Consider the following 16,479-nt stretch of genomic DNA (forward strand, 5'->3'; position numbering starts at 1 on the left):
CATGAGGGATTCTCAATTTTTTTGAGTCCCTCTCTTTTTATACCACCAATTTAAAAACTACTTTCCTCTATTTGTTATGTTAAACTTGCTATAACAATAAATGAAGAAGGAAAAGCTTTGAGGAGGAACAGGTATGAGAAGAAAAGAACGAGAAGTAACGGATTGGGAAACGATTCAAGAATTACTAAAACACTGTCATATAGTCAGAATAGCCATGTTTGATGAGACATATCCTTATGTGGTTCCAGTCAACTTTGGTTACGAATGGATCGGACAGCAGCTAATCCTCTATATTCACGGGGCTGCTCATGGAAAAAAAGTTCGTTGTATTGAAAAAAATGCCCATGTTTCTGTTGAAATGGATCGAAAGCATCGCTTAATTGAGGCTGGAACTAATGCCCCTGAATACTCTTATGCTTATCAAAGCTTCATCGGTTATGGCCAAGCAGAATTTATTAATGATGTACATGAAAAGATGCATGCGTTAGACTTGCTGATGTCTCACGAAACGGGAAAAGGACTTACAGGATACGATCCATTACCTAAACAAACATTGAAAAATACAGGCGTGATAAAAATTATTTTAGACGATTTTTCCTGTAAAGAAAATCTTCATCCCGATGAGAAATAAATTTTAACAAAAAGATTGGGGCACCACTCATGGCAAAAAAGCTACCTATAAGAGTGGTACCTCAATCTCATTTTCCACAAACTTCTATTAATCTACTTTGGGTTCCAATAAACAAGTAATGCCAACTCTATTGTAGGTGTTAATCGTCGTAACTAAGAGCAGCAATTCGCCTATCTCCTTTTCACTGTAACATTCTTGCAATTCTTTATAGACTTTGTTACTTACTCCTCCGCGATGAATAAACGTCACTTCTTTAGCAAAAGCTAAAACAACTCGTTCTTCCTTTTTATAAAATGGCGCTTCTTCCCAAGCGGATAACCCTAAAACTCTTTGTAATGTTTCCCCCTTGCTTAAAGCTTCTTTGGAATGGAGGTCGATACAAAATACACAGCCATTTAACTGAGAAACATAGATTTTTATCAATTCTTGAATCGTATCATTAATACTACTTTCTTTCCCTAACTGGTCTAACTCTCCAATTTTTTGATAACCTGCTTTATTCTCCTTGTTTAAAAAAAATCTTACTTGATTCAATTTGGTTTCCCCCTAATATTTTTTTCTTACATAGATAAGACAAATCAGGAAACCTAAACGTGACCAGTATCTTGACAATCTTTAAAGTTATTTTTGATGTGTTATTATTTCTTAAAGATTTTGTCTAACGAACTCCGTAAAATGTTACTATCCTTGTGTCTCAAAAGATATACAGTGCTGAGAATGGAATTTGTGTCCTTTGCCATATCCTTACAGAACTTAATGCTTTAGCACTTAAATCATATTGAAGAACAAAAGTCAGGCCTCAGAGCTTCTAACTTAGGCTAAATAAATAGTCAACCCAAGCAATTCACATTGGCTTCTAGTAGTTCCGCTGTTTCTTTGAAAGCAAATACTCCTTCAAAAACTAGTTACACTAGAGGAAGAAACTTCGTTTTTTATCTTTTGTTTATGCAGTACTAGTTAACAAATCCTTTATTATAGATAGATCATTTATGATAAAACATCTTTTGATTCAAAATCATTTAGTTATTTATAAATTGACGTGGTATTAGTATAGTTTGTTAAAGTAACTTTTTTAGCTTACTAGGATTATTAATAATAAAAATTTGCTGAATCTGTTGTTGGTCTTCTGTGAGCCCCAAAAAGATAATACTCTTAATTTTGTTCTTTTCTTTGATTAATAGACACGGCTGATTATACAAAGAAATAAACTCCCGTTCATCTCCAAAAAAGTCATGAACATAAACTCCTTTTAAAAAAGCGTATATTCTAGTTGATTTAACTAATGTCCGTAAAGGCGCACGACGTTTTTGACCACCATCAATTGACATCTTCGCTTCCTTGGTTAGATGATCAATCAAAAGAGTCAGATTTCCTTTTTCAATGCTTTCTTTGAATAGATTGATAAAATATTTTTGTTTCTCAGAAACCAAATAATCTGTTGTAATATTCGTTTCCTTTATTTTCTTTTTACTTCGACTCAAAAGTTTGCGACTGTTCGGTATTTCGATTTCCAATATTTCAGCAATTTCTTTATGAGAGTATCCAAAAATTTCTTTCAAAAGAAAGACAATTCTTTCTTGTGGACTGAGCAGTTCTAAAACAACAAGCAATGCATAGGTAATTTTTTCTTTGCCGAGAATAGGGTCCTCTTCATAATCTTTTGAAGGCTCTGGTAACCACGGACCATAATAGTCAACTCTTTGTTTGCGTGCAGATTTCACGTAATTAATCGAACGGTTAACGACCAATTTTGATAGAAATGCTTTAGGGTTCTCTATCTGTTGAAAGTCTTCCTTTAACCATTGCAAGTGAACTTCTTGAAGAATATCTTCAGCTTCTTCTTTGGAATGACAAATGCGATAAGCGATTGAAAAAAGTAACAGTTGATATTCAGAAAAAATATGACTCATTTCATCATTCATTGCTTCTCCCCCCTATAAAAATCTAGAAAAAATTCTTGTTTTTTGCTAGGTGCTTACTTTATTTTAACTAATCTTACTCATCGATTGTACATCATAATGCATAAGAGAACTTGCTAAAAATATTATTACTAACCAAAAAACAAAAAATCAATCGGTAAAAAAGAGAGAAAAAATTAACTGGTTTTCTTGATTGAAAGAAAACCAGTTAATTTTTTTAAATTCATCAGAATAACGATCTTTCTATATAGAACCGTTTAAAAAGCTTCTATTTCCGCTAATGTTGGCATTCCAGTTTGAGCACCTAGTTTTGTTACAGACAACGAGGCTCCCTTTCCAGAACGTTCCACTGCTTCGGCTATAGAAATGCCTTCTGCTAAGCAAGCTGCAAAAATTCCATTAAATGTATCTCCAGCTCCTGTTGTATCAACAACTTTAATCTTAGCTGCTGGGATAGTCACAACTTGATTCTCAGTTGTATAAGAAATCCCTTGGGCTCCTCTAGTTACAATCAGCTGCGTCTCGTTTTGTGTTGACCATTTCAGCATTTCTTTTTCAAATTGACTATTATCAGCCAATTCAAAACCTAATAAGCCTTCAAATTCCGTTTCATTAGGGGTAATTATGTCTACATAAGGTAACATTTCCAATACTTTCTCATCATAAGGAGCTGGATTTAAAATCGTTACTGCTCCAATTTTTTTAGCTTCTTTCAGACCTTTTTTCACGGTTGCTATGGGAATTTCCAACTGTGTCAAAAAGATATCTTTAGATTCAAGCTTCTCCATTAGAGCTTCTTCAATATCCTCTAGTAGCATATTAGCACCCGGTAAAACAACAATTGCATTATCTTCTTTTAGTTTAAAAATAGAGGCTACTCCTGTAAATATGTTTTTCTCAGATGTTATTGCCTTTACATCTACTTTTTCTTTTTTCAAATGATTGTAGACTTTTGAGCCAAAGGTATCCTCGCCAATTTTCCCAATCAAAGAGACATTCGCTCCGACACGGGCTGCGGCTACTGCCTGATTGGCTCCTTTTCCACCTACATAGTAATCAATTGTTTCTCCTAACAGAGTTTCTCCTACTTTCGGTAGGCAGTCTGTTTCCATAACCATATCCATATTTATGCTTCCTAAAACAATAACTTTGTTCATCACGGACTCTCCTTACTTATATTTCCTTCAAATACTTATAAAAAGACCCCAGATGTTCTCTTTCGCTTTCAGCGTATTCTGAAATTTTCTCGAACCCAATCTTTTTAAAAAAGTGTTGCATTTTTTCATTAGAGTGATTTGTACTTGAATAGATATGATTTCCATTTTTTTCTCTGATTCTATTGATTAAGTCATTTATTAAAACTGAAGCATAGCCTTTAGATAAATAATCCGGATTTGTCGCAATTCGTCGTAAAGTATAAGATTCTTGACTCTCAAAACTTAGCGTAGCAACAGCGACAATTTTTTTATTGACAACTAGTTTATATAATTGTTGATTTGCGATATCCGCTTCTACGATTTCTTTGTTTGGATAATGAATGGTCCACTGATGCACGTTGGTTTGATTCATTTGTCTTTTGGCTGCTTCAAATAAATGGTAAATTTCTCTGAGATCTTTTTGCAGGGCTAATGTTATTTCCATTATATACTCATCTCCGAAAAAAAGTCGTGAAAACCTCTTAAGTCTTCTTTCATGTTTAGGACGTCGCTGAAAACTATATTGAAAGCCGAATTTTCCAGAAATGCTGTGAAAATCTAGGAAGAAAAGCAGCTTAGATGGTACACTAGCGACGCTTTATGGTAACCAGTTCTATCCGATTTCCGATAATATTTGCCGCTAGAGTTTTCAGACATATCCTAATACGGCAATAACAAGATAGAGAGCAATACGACACAAATAATTCCGATAATCGTTGGAACACTTGTCCGTTTTAAAATACGTACTGGACTAGCTCCAACCGTTGATGCAACAATCATAACTACCGCAGCAACTGGAGAAATCGTTCTCGCTAAATTTGCAATCATTTGCATTGGTAAAGCAATCAAAATACCATCAATTCCAGCTTTTGCTGCAATATCAGGAATTAATTCAATCACAGCATAAAACATTGCTAGACCACCACCGCTTAATATGCCAAATAAAGTGGTCGCACCACTGAAGATAAGAGTGGTTACTAAGCCTGCTGAAGCAGATGATTCTACTGAAGACATAATGTTATCAATGATTCCCAATGATTGAATCGCTGTAGTAAATAATGACCCTCCTACAACTAACATCACTACTTGGCTAAATCCTTGTCCCATTCCTTTAAACATTTCTGCCGCTGAATCTTGAATTTTTTTATAAGATTTATGGCGAATTGTTTCAAAAAGTACTGCAATAAAAAATGCAATAAATGTCAGAACAAAAATATCCATTTGAATACCTTTAACAAACATTCCGGCAATCCCCACAATTAGAATTAAAATTAGTGGTAATAACGGCAACAAGGCATAAATTTTAGGGACATTCAATTCCTCTTGCTTCACTAAGTTATCATTTTCAATTTCAACAAAGGCAGAAGCCCCTTCTTTTTTATCGCAATACTTTTGCCAGAAATAATGAGCAATAGCCATGATTAATAATGTCGGAATTGATATTTTCGCGTGCCAAACAACATAATTCAACAAATCGTAGCCTAATGTTTCAGAGGCAATAACGTTGTCCGCTCCTAATGGCGTCGGCATAATCGTTGCTGTCATGGCAATTACCCCTGCGGCAGTCAATGAAGAAATTCCCATACTAGCTAACATTGGGTATAAAATAGCCATCAAAATAATTGCTAAGCTTGAAGCACTTGGAACAACTAGCGATAATACGTTACCTACTAGAAATACGATTGGAACGAACAGTGCTTTTGATTTAATTTTTTTCAATGGTTTCACTAAAATGTTTACAGCTACTTGGTTAGCACCAATCGCATTCATATAACCAGAGTAACCAAATAAAATCATAATGACAATTCCAGCAGAACTCACTTGGGCAATGATCGTGTCTTTAAATTTCAAGAAAATATCAAAGAAAGCAAGCCCTGTTCCTTCTCCTGTTGGATATAAAGGATGACCTAATAAAACTGCAAATAATAATAAGACCAACGCACCTGCAATTAAACTTAAAGCTGGATGATAATTTTTAATAATCAAATAAGCAACAATTGCCAAAACAACTAACACTAACAATGATTCAATCATAATATGACCCCTTTTTTAATTTATTTTTTCAGATGCTTTCTAAATTTGAAACCACCCATTTTTGGAAAGCTGGAATGTCAATATCTAAGCAAACCTCTGCATTTGTTGTATTGTGGTATTTCATTTTTAAATCCGCAACTGTCGCCCCTGCTGCCGGTCCTTCTAAGGCGATCTCAACAAACGTTTTTTGAACTGTAAATAATTCGGGATTTGTTAGATAGGCGATAGCACAGACATCATGCATTTTTAAACCCGTCTGCAAGCTGCCACCACGATAATGTTGGAACAAGGAATAAAACATGTTGCCTACTTTTCCAAATTCTTTAATCTGTTCTACTTCATTTTTTGTTAATACAGCTGTACTAGTCACATCTAAACCAACCATCACAATTGGAATGTCTGATTGAAAAACAATTTGAGCAGCATGAGGATCCACATAAGTATTGAATTCGGCACTAGTATGGGTGTTCCCTCTAGAGAGTGAGCCACCCATCATCACAATTTCTTTGATGTTTTGTTTCGTTTCAGGATACATACTTACTAACAAGGCAATGTTAGTCAATGCCGCAATCGGAACTAAGGTAACTGGCTCAGGACTATTTAGGATACAGTTTTTCATCGCTTCAACGGCATGAATAGCTAGCGTCTTTTCGGTAATTGCTGGGAAATCAAACCCATCCATTCCACTTTCTCCATGAATTTCTGCAGAATCTTCAAGCTGAATCAACAAAGGTTTGTCGCAGCCTTTAGCAACAGGGACTGTTTTACCAAAGAATGACACTAGTTTCAATGTGTTCTCTGTCGTTTTGTTTACGTTTACATTTCCAGCAACAGTTGTTAGCAATAATACGTCCAACTTCGGATGATTCAACGCAATAGACAGGGCAACTGCATCATCAATTCCTGGATCAGTATCAATAATTATCGGTGTTTTTTCTTTTATCATATTTCCTTCCTCCTTTTAGATTAAGCGCATTACCTAATCTTTATAAAAAAATACTTTCTTACTAATAAAAAAAGCATTTTCAGATTAAGCGCTTTATCTTTACGACCTTATGATAGCGTTTTATTTATATTTAGTCAATGCCTATTTTATTTTTTTTACACTTTCGCCTTGGAAAAGAGTTGGTTCTAAAATAATTTGTTCTGTTTTCTTTGTTCTTTTGGTCATGATTTTCTGAAATAATCCCACTGTTTGTTCTGATAACAAAGAAATATTTTGGTCAACGGTCGCTAAAGAAACACCTAAAATATCTGCTATTTCTAAACGATCATAGCCAATTATGGATAGTTCTTCCGGTATCCTTTTCCCACTAATAAGCCCTTGTTTTAAGACCCCAAAAGCAACCATATCATTTGCTGTAATCACTGCTGTCACGTCTTCTAATTCAAAAAGATTTTTCGCCTTTTCCATTCCAAAATTAAAACGATAGCCAGTTTCGATTATGTAGTCCTCGTTCAACTCTTCACCATATTTTTCTAACGCTTGTTGATAGCCTTTCAATCGATCCATCGTACTAGGAACTTTGAAATCACCTGTCATAAAAGCAATCTTGCGATGACCGTTTTGAAGCAAATACTCAGTTGATATTCTACCACCATTATAGCTATTAAAATAAACTTGGTTAACTCCTGAAAAAGCAACATGACGATCCACTAAAATAAACGGAGCATCTATTTCTTTTAAAAAGCTTTCTTGTTTTTCTTTTGATGAAAAAGATTCGTTAGACAAAGCAATAATTAAGCCATCTACCCCACGATTTAGTAGCATTTGAATAAGGCTTTTTTCCACAGTAAAATCATCGTTTGAATTAACAATAATTGTTAAATAACCGATTTCCCTAAACTGTTCTTCTAATTGTTTACAGAGCTTTGAAAAAAAAGGATTTTCAATGTCTGGAATTACAATCCCAACTGTCTGAGAAGCTTTTTTTGCTAAGCTTTGAGCTGCCATATTAGGAACATAATTTAATTCCTTGGCAATTGCTTTAATCTCTTTCTTTTTTTTCTCTGAAATTCTAGAAGGTTTATCATTTAATACCAAAGAAACCGCCGCTTCCGATACATTAGCCATCTTTGCAATATCTTTCATTCGAATTTTCATGATTTTCTCCTTTACCAACGTTCTACTTATCTATTTCCTCTACTCATTCCACAAAAAATTAGCGACCGTTTGATCCACTTCTACATTTTCATGTAGTTTACTGTGTTGTGCCGTTTTTCCATAGAAAATTTTCTCTTGGACATCGTTTCCGTGTAAACGGAGTAATGAAACAACACTCAATGCATCCGTCACAGCAACTGCTTCATCACCGCTACTGCCGTCCTCTACGTCACCTGCAATCAACAATGTTTTCATATCTGATGGAACCTTTTCAATACCATTCACATAATCCGTATAGCGCTCACTTTGAATCTTAGGTCCATCGGCAAGTACAGTCTCGATATTTTCTACACTAGAATCTTCGACAAAATTATTAAATGGAGCAGCGATTGCCACAAATTTTTTTATTTTCGGCAAGGTTGAGTCGTCACCAAATGTAGTCAAAAAGCGGAATGAACTGGCGCCCCCCATAGAATGTCCCACAACATTCACTTCATGAATATTGTAAGTATCTCGAACATATAACAAACAATTTTTTATCCACTCTGCTTGATTCCATTCATGACTTTTATTTTCTTCAAAAAGAACTTGAACACTAGGATTGTTTGCCTGACCAGTCAATTTCCCTTTAGCCTGTATTTCTCCAGATGCATCTACGGTTAATGTCAATTCTTTTTTTGTGTAGTTATCTTTCTCCAAACGCTTAATCATTCCACCAAAAGAACTCTTTCCCCCACTATATCCGTGAATAAAGAGGGTTGGCGTAACAGATTTTTGTTGCGTTTCGCTATTCGTAGCTGGCTCAGCATTTTTTTGCCCGTCATTGACAGTTTCTTGAGCTTTTGAGCAACCTACTAGGAACAACAGAGCTATCACTATGATTAAATACCATTTTTTATTTTTCATTTCGGTTATCCTCATGATTATTATGGTTATTAGATTTAAGGGAATGGAGCCAAACTCCTTGAGCTTAGTCCCATTCCCTTATTTATTATATCGAATCTACTTGTTCATAATCTAGTTCAGTACTTGTTTCACGACCGAACATGTCGATATTCACTTTTAATTTCTGTCTTTCTTCATCAACCTCAGTAACTTCTCCTTCAAGTCCAGAGAAAGCCCCTTCGATAATTCGAACCGTATCACCAATAGATACATCTAAATCTGACTGACGAGTGCTCATTCCGATTGAACGTAAAATATGATTGATTTCTTCTTGCAATAGCGGTGCTGGTTTACTTCCTGCGCCATGAGATCCAACAAACCCAGTTACTCCAGGCGTGTTACGAACAACATACCAAGAATCATCAGTCATTGTCATTTCTACTAAAACATACCCAGGAAATGTTTTGTTGACTACTTCTTTTGCCTTACCATTTTTTACTTCCGTTGCAGTTTCTTCTGGCACAACAACACGAAAAATAAAATCGCCCATACCCATGCTTTGCGCACGAGATTCAATGTTCGCTTTTACTTTGTTTTCATAGCCAGAATACGTGTGTAGCACATACCAATTTTTTTCAAATGATTCCATGTTGATTTCGGCTCCTTCGATTTATCTTTAATTTTTATAATCTTAAATTTATCCATTACAATCTGAAAATAAAAAAACCTCAGTTCCCCGAAGTTTTTCTTCACCTATTATTATAGCACTGCTTAAAATAAATTACTAGTTTGAATTAACGGATTACTAGACCAAAAAGCGTTTGAATAACTGTATCCATCACAAAGAATAGCGCTGCAAAAAGAATAGATGTTTCAAGAACAACTAATGTATCTTTACGCAATTGTTTTTTTGTTGGCCAAGTCACAACCTTCATCTCATCAATTACACTACGTAAAAATTTCATGTGTTTCCCTCCTATCTTTATTTCGTCTCTTTATGTAACGTGTACTTCTGGCAGTATTTGCAAAATTTATTAATTTCTAACCGCTCACCACGTTTTCCTTCACTGATAGCTTTAGAATAGTTTCGAGAGCCACAAACTGAACAAGCAAGAGCTGCTTTTTTTGTTGCCATAGTTCGACCTCCTCTATTCAGAAATTTACTAACTAACATTATCACTTTTTTCTTCCGATGTCAATGGTAGTCTCACTTGGCTATTGTTTTTATTCAAGTTATGTTATCATACTATTGATTAGAAGAATTTAATTTACGGAGGGCTTAAAATGCTACTTAAATCAGTTGTAATCAAGAAGAAAAATCTGACTACGGTCAACGAATCCTGCACTTTAGATGAGGCGTTGAAAATCCTTGAAGAATCTGGCTATCGTTGTGTTCCTATTCTAGATGAATCTGGAAAAATTTTCCGAGGTAATATCTATAAAATGCACATTTATCGCCATAAAGCCAATGGCGGAGACATGTCTTTACCGGTTACTTATTTATTAAAAAATGCAACAAAATTTATTTTTGTTAATACCTCTTTCTTTAAAGTATTCTTTACAATAAAGGAACTCCCTTATATCGCAGTACTTGATGAAAACAACTATTTTTATGGTATCTTAACACATAGTACTTTATTGAATATTTTAGCCCAATCATGGAATATAGAACAAGGAAGCTATGTTTTAACAGTTGCCTCTACTGGGAAACAAGGAGACTTAGCAAGCATCACAAAAATCATTGCGAAACACAGCAGTATAGCTAGTTGTATCACATTAGATATCGGAGAAGATGAGTTCATTCGCCGTACATTACTGACCTTGCCTTCAGACACAAGTGAAGAAACTTGTGCAGTCATTGTTGAAAATCTAGAAAAGAAAAATTTCAAAGTCATTGAAATTGAAAACTTAAAAAATAACACTAAATAAGACTATTTATTCTGATAAAAAACAACCTCAGACCAAAATCTTCTACCGAAGGATTTTGATCTGAGGTTATTTTATACATCTTTAGTTTCTACTCGAAACACAGTCCATTCATCCATTGGTTGTGCTCCTTGAGCTTTGTAAAAATCAATCGATGCTTTATTTTCATCTAAGCACCACCACTCCACTCGACCTAATTGCTTTTCTTTGGCAATCTGGAACATTTTATTTAAAAGCTGTTTGCCATAGCCTTTGCCTCGATATTTTTCTTCAATAAACAAATCTTCAATATACAATCCTGATCGTCCCAAAAAAGTTGAAAAGTTATAAAAATATAGACAAAAACCAATTTCTTTCCCCTCTATTTCTGGAAAAATAACTTCAGCACCTTTTTTATCAAAAATCCATTCTTCTAGAATTTGTTCATTTGTTGTCACTTCATCTGCAAGTCCCTCATAAGCAGCTAGTTCTTTAATATACTTATAAATCAGGGGAATATCCTCCTTGGTTGCTTCACGATACGCTAACAAATAAACGCCTCCTTTTAAATGAGTAAATGTTCTATTTTTCTTCCCCGATAATCCGAACTTCAGTTTCTAATTCAACGGAGAATTTTTCTTTGATTACTTCTTGAATATGGGCAATTAGCTCTACGTAATCTGTTGCTGTCGCATGATCTACATTAACAATAAATCCCGCATGTTTTTCAGAAATTTGAGCACCGCCCCATTTCAATCCCTGCAAACCAGCATCTTGAATTAATTTCCCAGTAAAATGTCCTTCCGGTCGTTTGAAAACACTACCACATGAAGGATATTCTAGCGGCTGTTTTGACTCTCTTAATTCGGTTAATTCATCCATTTTATTTTTAATCAATTCTTTGTTGCCTTGTTCCAAAGTAAATGTTGCTTGAAGAACAATACAGTGCATTTTTTGAATCGCACTATGACGATATGAAAAGTCCATTTCTTCTTTTTTAAAGGTTTGAATTGTTCCATCTTCTAGTAAAACATCAACAGAAGTAAATACATCTTTTATTTCGCCTCCATAAGCGCCTGCATTCATATAAACTGCCCCTCCTACACTGCCAGGGATACCACAAGCAAACTCAAAACCTGTTAATTGATGAGCAAAAGCTTCATAGGTTGTATCAATCAATTTTGCTCCAGCTTCAACCGTTAACTGCTCTCCGTTTACTTGCACTTTTTTCATGTCTTCAAGCATAATAACCATCCCACGAATACCGCCATCACGGACAATTAAGTTACTTGCGTTCCCTAAAACCAACCAAGGAATTTCATGCTCTTGACAGTATGCGACAAGTTTTACAACTTCTTCACGATTTTTTGGAAAAGCCAAAACATCTGCGGGTCCACCAGTTTTTGTAAAAGTTTCATTCATTAAAGGTTCATCAAAAAGTAATTTTATATTTTCTAAAGTAGTGCTCATCGTATTTTTATCCACGAAAGTCGTTCCTTTCTATATAAACATCCTTTTCATTCTAGCATGCCTCGTTAAAACTTTCTAGTCTGTCTCTTTTATAAAATATGTCGTTCGTGCTGAAGAAGCATTTTCCCACATAACTCATGGCTTAACAGTGTCTTTTCTTGTCTCAATAACTGTTGATTTCCCGTCTCAACTGCATGAATAAATTTAGTAACCATTTGCTGAAATCCTCTTTTTTCTAATGTTCCTGTCCAATCATCGAACGTTTTTATTTCTGTTCCTCTACCCGTTTTAATGGTTAGATCAGTCAGATTTTCAAGAACATAGGTAGCCTCCTCACTCATCACTTGGAATGTTTCTGTATTAGCCCCAGAAAAAAGATTCATCGAACAAATAACCGTTGTACTCTTTGTTTCTAATTGTAAAAGCGCTCGTTTTAAAAAGCCTTTTTCTTCGATTATTTTACTTTGACTATCAAAAATGTCATCGTCTAATAAGTACACTGCTGTATCTACCACATGTAAAAATAAATCGTAAATAGCAAAAGGAACAGAATTCTGACTCATCACGCGATTTTTTTGTAAAATGAGCACGTTTTTCTTTTCGACCTGCTTCAACTCTTCTACACGCGGAGCAAAACGACGATTAAATCCTATCATTAGTAGTAACTTTCTATCATGCGCCAAGTGCTGCAATGCTTTTACTTCCGCTGGATTTTCACTTAGTGGTTTATCAATAAAAACATGGATTCCTGCATTTATAAGCTTTTCAACAGTAATTGCATGTACTTTCGTTGCAACATGTACAAAACAAGCCTCGATGCCCTCTTGAATCAGTTCTTCTATCGTTTCAACGCCAGTCTCAAAGCCATATTTTTCTGCAATCTCTTTACGTACCGTTTCATTGCGACTTGCTAAAACAAAAGTTACTTTATTTCTTAAAGCAGCATAACTAGGCAGGTATGCTTTTTGCGCTATATTTCCTAGTCCAATAATTCCAATCTTCATGAAAAAACCTCCATCCAAACTAGATTGATAATTTCATCTTACTACTATATATTGTAAACACCTACAAGAAACATAAAGAGCTTCTCCCACACATAAATTTTAATCTATGTAGTGTGAAATGTAAATCGCCTTGTGAAGTCTGTTTTTAGTTAAACTACATCTACTTCAATCTAACTAACCTGAGTTTAAAGTGATATTTTGCAAATCCCTTACAAATATCATTTTAAAGAAAAAAATATAATAAAGAATTTTATACTTAGCGTTGTGCACCTATGTAATTATTGATATGATTGAATCAGAATCATTTTCAATGTTACATAGTTTTTATTTTATTATTGGAGGAAAAAGAATGGCACAAATCAAATTATCACCAGAAGAACTAGAAACATCTGCAACGAAATACACCCAAGGATCAGAAGAAATTTTAACCGTTTTATCAAACCTTGAAAGAGAGCAGGAGGCTATCCGCTCTAACTGGGAAGGTAGTGGCTTTGAAAGCTTTGACAATCAATTTGTGGAATTACAACCGAAGATTCGTGAGTTTGGTGAGTTGTTAGAACAAATCAACCAACAACTACGTTCGGTGGCGCAAATTATGCGTGATACTGATAATGATATTTCACAAGCGATTAATAATCGTTAATTTATAAAGCAATAGACGAAGAAAGAAATGATTCTTCGTCTATTTTTATCAAAGGAGTTGAAAAGATGGCGAAAATTTCAAGTAATTTAAGCATTGCTGGTAGTGTTTCTAGTTCTTTAAGTCAGGCAGCTAGCGGATTAAGTGGGGTACAAAATCCTTCAACGTTCGCGGAACGCACGAATGTTTCAGGAAATAGTAGTGCCAGAAAAAGTGGGACGGACTTAGTTAATGCATTACATAAAATTTCAGATAGTATTGCCAAAGATGGCAATAACATTCATTCCGTGGCGCAAGAATTTGCGGCGATTGATCAAAAAATTAAGAATCAATTGGATAGCCTCTCCTTAGGTGGTCGTTTAAGATGATTGAAAAATCAATTGAAACCGAAGAAGCAGCAATTCACACACAACTCAAACAAGTGTTTTTAGATCAAGAGGTAAAAATGCGCGAAATTCGCAAGTATGACGACAAGATAAATGAGGCTCTAGCACTGGGTTCGATTGAACAAACCTTCTTCTCTGATTCGCTAGGACTTCAATTAGACGACCAAACCCAAGATTTTTTTCAACAATCAACCGAAGAAGCTCGTTGGCTATCCAGAGAAGAATTGGATTATTTGGAAGAGAAAAGCGAACATTTAGAAAAAGAAAAACGGCAGCTTTTGGAAGAAGAAGAACAGTTGTTAAGGAAACGCAAAGAACTATTCAGTAAAGAAAGGAGTAAATCACAGTGGGATTAGATTTTTTTGTTGGTGAAGTCCAAGCCCAAGCCAATGATGCGACTCGTGTGGCGCAAGCAGCCACACAGGCAGTAGGGCTATTGCAAGATAGTGTCAGCCAATTTTTGAACGCGCCATTATCTGGTAAGACTTATGACTCAGCTAAACGGTATTTTTCCGTGGCCTATCCACCGCTTCGACAAGGCGTCGTTTTGGCAAGCGAAGCTTTAACACAGGCTCACCAGAAATTTTTATCGGAATATGCGTCACAAGTTGGTGGTGGGGATACATAAAGGAAGCAACGATTCGCTTCGCTACTCCTTGTACTATTTAACATCGAATCACCTTGTTCTCCGTGTTTCATAGCAAAGATGAGTTACGTGATAGAATAAATCAAGGTAGAGAACTAATGGGGGCCATTCAAGAGCTCATCTCGAAAGAGGAAAAATGGAACCCACGCTTAGAAAGACGCTACGAAAATGCCATGATGGCGGTGCAGAAGCTAGAAGAGCGAATTCAGAAACTCCATGCGTTCAATGCTTCTTCTGCTAGTATTTTTTCGGAATATGAATCCTGTTTAGCGCAACTAAACACTGGCATATCCGCGATTGCCAATAGTGGTGCATGGAATGCCAGTTCAGGAACATTTGATATCGAAAAAATGGATATGCGTTGGGCGAATCCAATCAATGAGCGTTGGGAAAATAGAAATCAACTCTCTCTAGATAAACAAATTACAGCTATTCTAAATAGTTCCGATTCAGACGCTGTTAAAACAGCAAAAATAGTCAAAGCATATGAAGACTATTTGTATAAATTAAATAAAAATGCGTTTGATGAATATAACAATGCTAGAAAAAAATATGGGGATGACTGGTTCTCGATAGATCCAAAAATGAAAGATATTATCGATGATATTGAACAACGATTATCAAACTATCTTATACAATCTGGAATTGATATCAAAGCTATAGTTAGGGATATGGGGAATGATATACTAAAAGCAAATAGAACAAAAGATGGTATGTCTCCACTAGATTATCTTTATTTTGCAAGTATTGTTGATACAGGAGCACCACTTGACTTGAAAACCAGAGCATACAGTGAAGATTATGATTTTTCTATTTGGGCACGAAACTGGACGGGTGATATGTCAGGAGACTATCTAGGAAATTATCTTTTTGGCTATTTTGGACAAGGATTCTTATTGTTTGACGGTTCTTTATTGAAATTAAGTGCAGGTGCCGCACAAGCTTGGTCCGATAAAGATATAGCTAAATGGCTAAAAAACATGAATGAAGGTAATTTTGGAGATAATCCGAATGATGCACAATATATTGAAGATGGGATAAAAGACTATAAAAATAGAAAGGGGAATAAATAATGTACTCCTATCGAAAGAAATTGCATAAATATTTGTTTATAATTTTTTCAATTATAGTCTTACTTATTGGCTTTTTAGTTTTTATAAATTATACAAAAATATTTGCAGGCTTTGGATATAGAACGCTCAAGCCCAAACAGGAAATAACAGTAGAGGTTAAACCCAAAGTAGAGCAAGTAGATTACAATTCAACACTTAGAATTGTAAATAAAGATGGTCTTAAACTGAAGCTTACTACAGGGCGTGATGGAGAACTCTGGCATGATTTATCTACAGATACTTTTTTTGACACTATTACTAAAGAGAAGACAATTAGAGTTGTCGTTGATAATAAATTTATAAAAAAAAATTTACCAATAAACAAAAAAGATGGCGTTAGTTTTGATAATAATGATTTCATAATGGAATTCAAAGGAGAAAAAACGTTTGATGTAACCAACAACAAGAATTACACCATAAAAATAGAAAACGTATCAAATCATTCAGGAAAAGTCGATATATCCGTAGAGAATACTTAATATGAAGAGTCTGGGACAAACTAAAAATCGGTTTTGTCCCAGACTCTTCATAAACAGTGAGCAAAAAT

The 16,479-nt window shown here is 35.0% G+C and carries 22 protein-coding genes; 8 read left to right on the forward strand and 14 right to left on the reverse strand.

Annotated features, from left to right (window positions below):
* Positions 1-133: 133 nt before the first annotated feature.
* Complete coding sequence (locus BCR26_RS01470) at positions 134-631, forward strand: pyridoxamine 5'-phosphate oxidase family protein (RefSeq protein WP_069697188.1); 498 nt, start codon at positions 134-136, stop codon at positions 629-631.
* Between the two features lie 87 nt (positions 632-718).
* Here BCR26_RS01470 and BCR26_RS01475 read toward each other — a convergent pair whose 3' ends face one another.
* From BCR26_RS01475 to rpmG, 11 genes are all read right to left on the reverse strand, one after another.
* The gene (locus BCR26_RS01475; protein ID WP_069697189.1) at positions 719-1,165 is read right to left on the reverse strand and encodes a carboxymuconolactone decarboxylase family protein; all 447 of its coding nucleotides are present in this window, start codon (positions 1,163-1,165) and stop codon (positions 719-721) included.
* Positions 1,166-1,689: 524 nt separating this feature from the next.
* Entirely contained in the window at positions 1,690-2,553 is an 864-nt protein-coding gene (locus BCR26_RS01480) for a sigma-70 family RNA polymerase sigma factor (protein WP_069697190.1), read from the reverse strand.
* A 254-nt stretch (positions 2,554-2,807) separates the two neighbouring features.
* Positions 2,808-3,707, reverse strand: a complete 900-nt coding sequence (gene rbsK / locus BCR26_RS01485) for a ribokinase (RefSeq protein WP_069697191.1) — start codon at positions 3,705-3,707, stop codon at positions 2,808-2,810.
* Positions 3,708-3,723: 16 nt separating this feature from the next.
* Positions 3,724-4,191, reverse strand: a complete 468-nt coding sequence (locus BCR26_RS01490; RefSeq protein WP_069697192.1) for a GNAT family N-acetyltransferase — start codon at positions 4,189-4,191, stop codon at positions 3,724-3,726.
* 215 nt (positions 4,192-4,406) lie between these two features.
* A complete protein-coding gene (dcuC, locus tag BCR26_RS01495) occupies positions 4,407-5,780 on the reverse strand; it encodes a C4-dicarboxylate transporter DcuC (RefSeq protein WP_069697193.1) in 1,374 nt (457 codons plus the stop codon).
* A 28-nt stretch (positions 5,781-5,808) separates the two neighbouring features.
* Positions 5,809-6,726, reverse strand: a complete 918-nt coding sequence (rihC, locus tag BCR26_RS01500) for a ribonucleoside hydrolase RihC (protein WP_069697194.1) — start codon at positions 6,724-6,726, stop codon at positions 5,809-5,811.
* A 141-nt stretch (positions 6,727-6,867) separates the two neighbouring features.
* Positions 6,868-7,884, reverse strand: a complete 1,017-nt coding sequence (locus BCR26_RS01505; RefSeq protein WP_069697195.1) for a LacI family DNA-binding transcriptional regulator — start codon at positions 7,882-7,884, stop codon at positions 6,868-6,870.
* Between the two features lie 39 nt (positions 7,885-7,923).
* Positions 7,924-8,790, reverse strand: coding sequence for an alpha/beta fold hydrolase (locus BCR26_RS01510; protein WP_069697196.1), 867 nt, complete (start codon positions 8,788-8,790; stop codon positions 7,924-7,926).
* Between the two features lie 85 nt (positions 8,791-8,875).
* On the reverse strand, positions 8,876-9,418 hold the full coding sequence (nusG, locus tag BCR26_RS01515) for a transcription termination/antitermination protein NusG (protein WP_069697197.1): 543 nt from the start codon (positions 9,416-9,418) through the stop codon (positions 8,876-8,878).
* A 145-nt stretch (positions 9,419-9,563) separates the two neighbouring features.
* Positions 9,564-9,734: a preprotein translocase subunit SecE gene (gene secE, locus BCR26_RS01520; protein ID WP_069697198.1), complete on the reverse strand. Its 171-nt coding sequence runs from the start codon at positions 9,732-9,734 to the stop codon at positions 9,564-9,566.
* Between the two features lie 17 nt (positions 9,735-9,751).
* Entirely contained in the window at positions 9,752-9,904 is a 153-nt protein-coding gene (gene rpmG / locus BCR26_RS01525; protein WP_069697199.1) for a 50S ribosomal protein L33, read from the reverse strand.
* Positions 9,905-10,053: 149 nt separating this feature from the next.
* Between rpmG and cbpA the strand changes: the two genes are divergently transcribed.
* Positions 10,054-10,698 carry a cyclic di-AMP binding protein CbpA gene (gene cbpA / locus BCR26_RS01530; protein ID WP_069697200.1) on the forward strand — a complete coding sequence of 215 codons (645 nt, stop codon included), beginning with the start codon at positions 10,054-10,056 and terminating at the stop codon, positions 10,696-10,698.
* A 71-nt stretch (positions 10,699-10,769) separates the two neighbouring features.
* Here the strand turns inward: cbpA and BCR26_RS01535 are convergent, their stop codons facing one another.
* The 3 genes from BCR26_RS01535 to BCR26_RS01545 all read right to left on the reverse strand — a co-directional run bounded on the left by BCR26_RS01535 (position 10,770) and on the right by BCR26_RS01545 (position 13,148).
* Positions 10,770-11,225: a GNAT family N-acetyltransferase gene (locus tag BCR26_RS01535; RefSeq protein WP_069697201.1), complete on the reverse strand. Its 456-nt coding sequence runs from the start codon at positions 11,223-11,225 to the stop codon at positions 10,770-10,772.
* A 31-nt stretch (positions 11,226-11,256) separates the two neighbouring features.
* Positions 11,257-12,144 (reverse strand): UDP-N-acetylmuramate dehydrogenase, encoded by an 888-nt coding sequence (murB, locus tag BCR26_RS01540; RefSeq protein WP_084386982.1) that lies wholly within the window; start codon positions 12,142-12,144, stop codon positions 11,257-11,259.
* 89 nt (positions 12,145-12,233) lie between these two features.
* Complete coding sequence (locus BCR26_RS01545) at positions 12,234-13,148, reverse strand: Gfo/Idh/MocA family protein (RefSeq protein ID WP_069697203.1); 915 nt, start codon at positions 13,146-13,148, stop codon at positions 12,234-12,236.
* Between the two features lie 349 nt (positions 13,149-13,497).
* Here BCR26_RS01545 and BCR26_RS01550 point away from each other — a divergent pair, with 349 nt between their 5' ends.
* From BCR26_RS01550 to BCR26_RS01575, 6 genes are all read left to right on the forward strand, one after another.
* Positions 13,498-13,791, forward strand: a complete 294-nt coding sequence (locus tag BCR26_RS01550) for a WXG100 family type VII secretion target (RefSeq protein WP_069697204.1) — start codon at positions 13,498-13,500, stop codon at positions 13,789-13,791.
* 65 nt (positions 13,792-13,856) lie between these two features.
* The gene (locus BCR26_RS01555; protein WP_069697205.1) at positions 13,857-14,156 is read left to right on the forward strand and encodes a TIGR04197 family type VII secretion effector; all 300 of its coding nucleotides are present in this window, start codon (positions 13,857-13,859) and stop codon (positions 14,154-14,156) included.
* Positions 14,153-14,530, forward strand: a complete 378-nt coding sequence (locus tag BCR26_RS01560; protein ID WP_069697206.1) for a DUF3958 family protein — start codon at positions 14,153-14,155, stop codon at positions 14,528-14,530. The genes BCR26_RS01555 and BCR26_RS01560 overlap by 4 nt, the downstream gene beginning before the upstream one ends.
* On the forward strand, positions 14,521-14,802 hold the full coding sequence (locus BCR26_RS01565; protein ID WP_069697207.1) for a hypothetical protein: 282 nt from the start codon (positions 14,521-14,523) through the stop codon (positions 14,800-14,802). The genes BCR26_RS01560 and BCR26_RS01565 overlap by 10 nt, the downstream gene beginning before the upstream one ends.
* Positions 14,803-14,864: 62 nt before the next feature.
* Positions 14,865-15,893 (forward strand): polymorphic toxin type 44 domain-containing protein, encoded by a 1,029-nt coding sequence (locus BCR26_RS01570; RefSeq protein WP_211272272.1) that lies wholly within the window; start codon positions 14,865-14,867, stop codon positions 15,891-15,893.
* A 32-nt stretch (positions 15,894-15,925) separates the two neighbouring features.
* Positions 15,926-16,411: a hypothetical protein gene (locus BCR26_RS01575; RefSeq protein WP_211272273.1), complete on the forward strand. Its 486-nt coding sequence runs from the start codon at positions 15,926-15,928 to the stop codon at positions 16,409-16,411.
* Positions 16,412-16,479: the final 68 nt, after the last annotated feature.

This window comes from Enterococcus rivorum, from assembly GCF_001742285.1.
Lineage (GTDB): Bacteria > Bacillota > Bacilli > Lactobacillales > Enterococcaceae > Enterococcus_L > Enterococcus_L rivorum.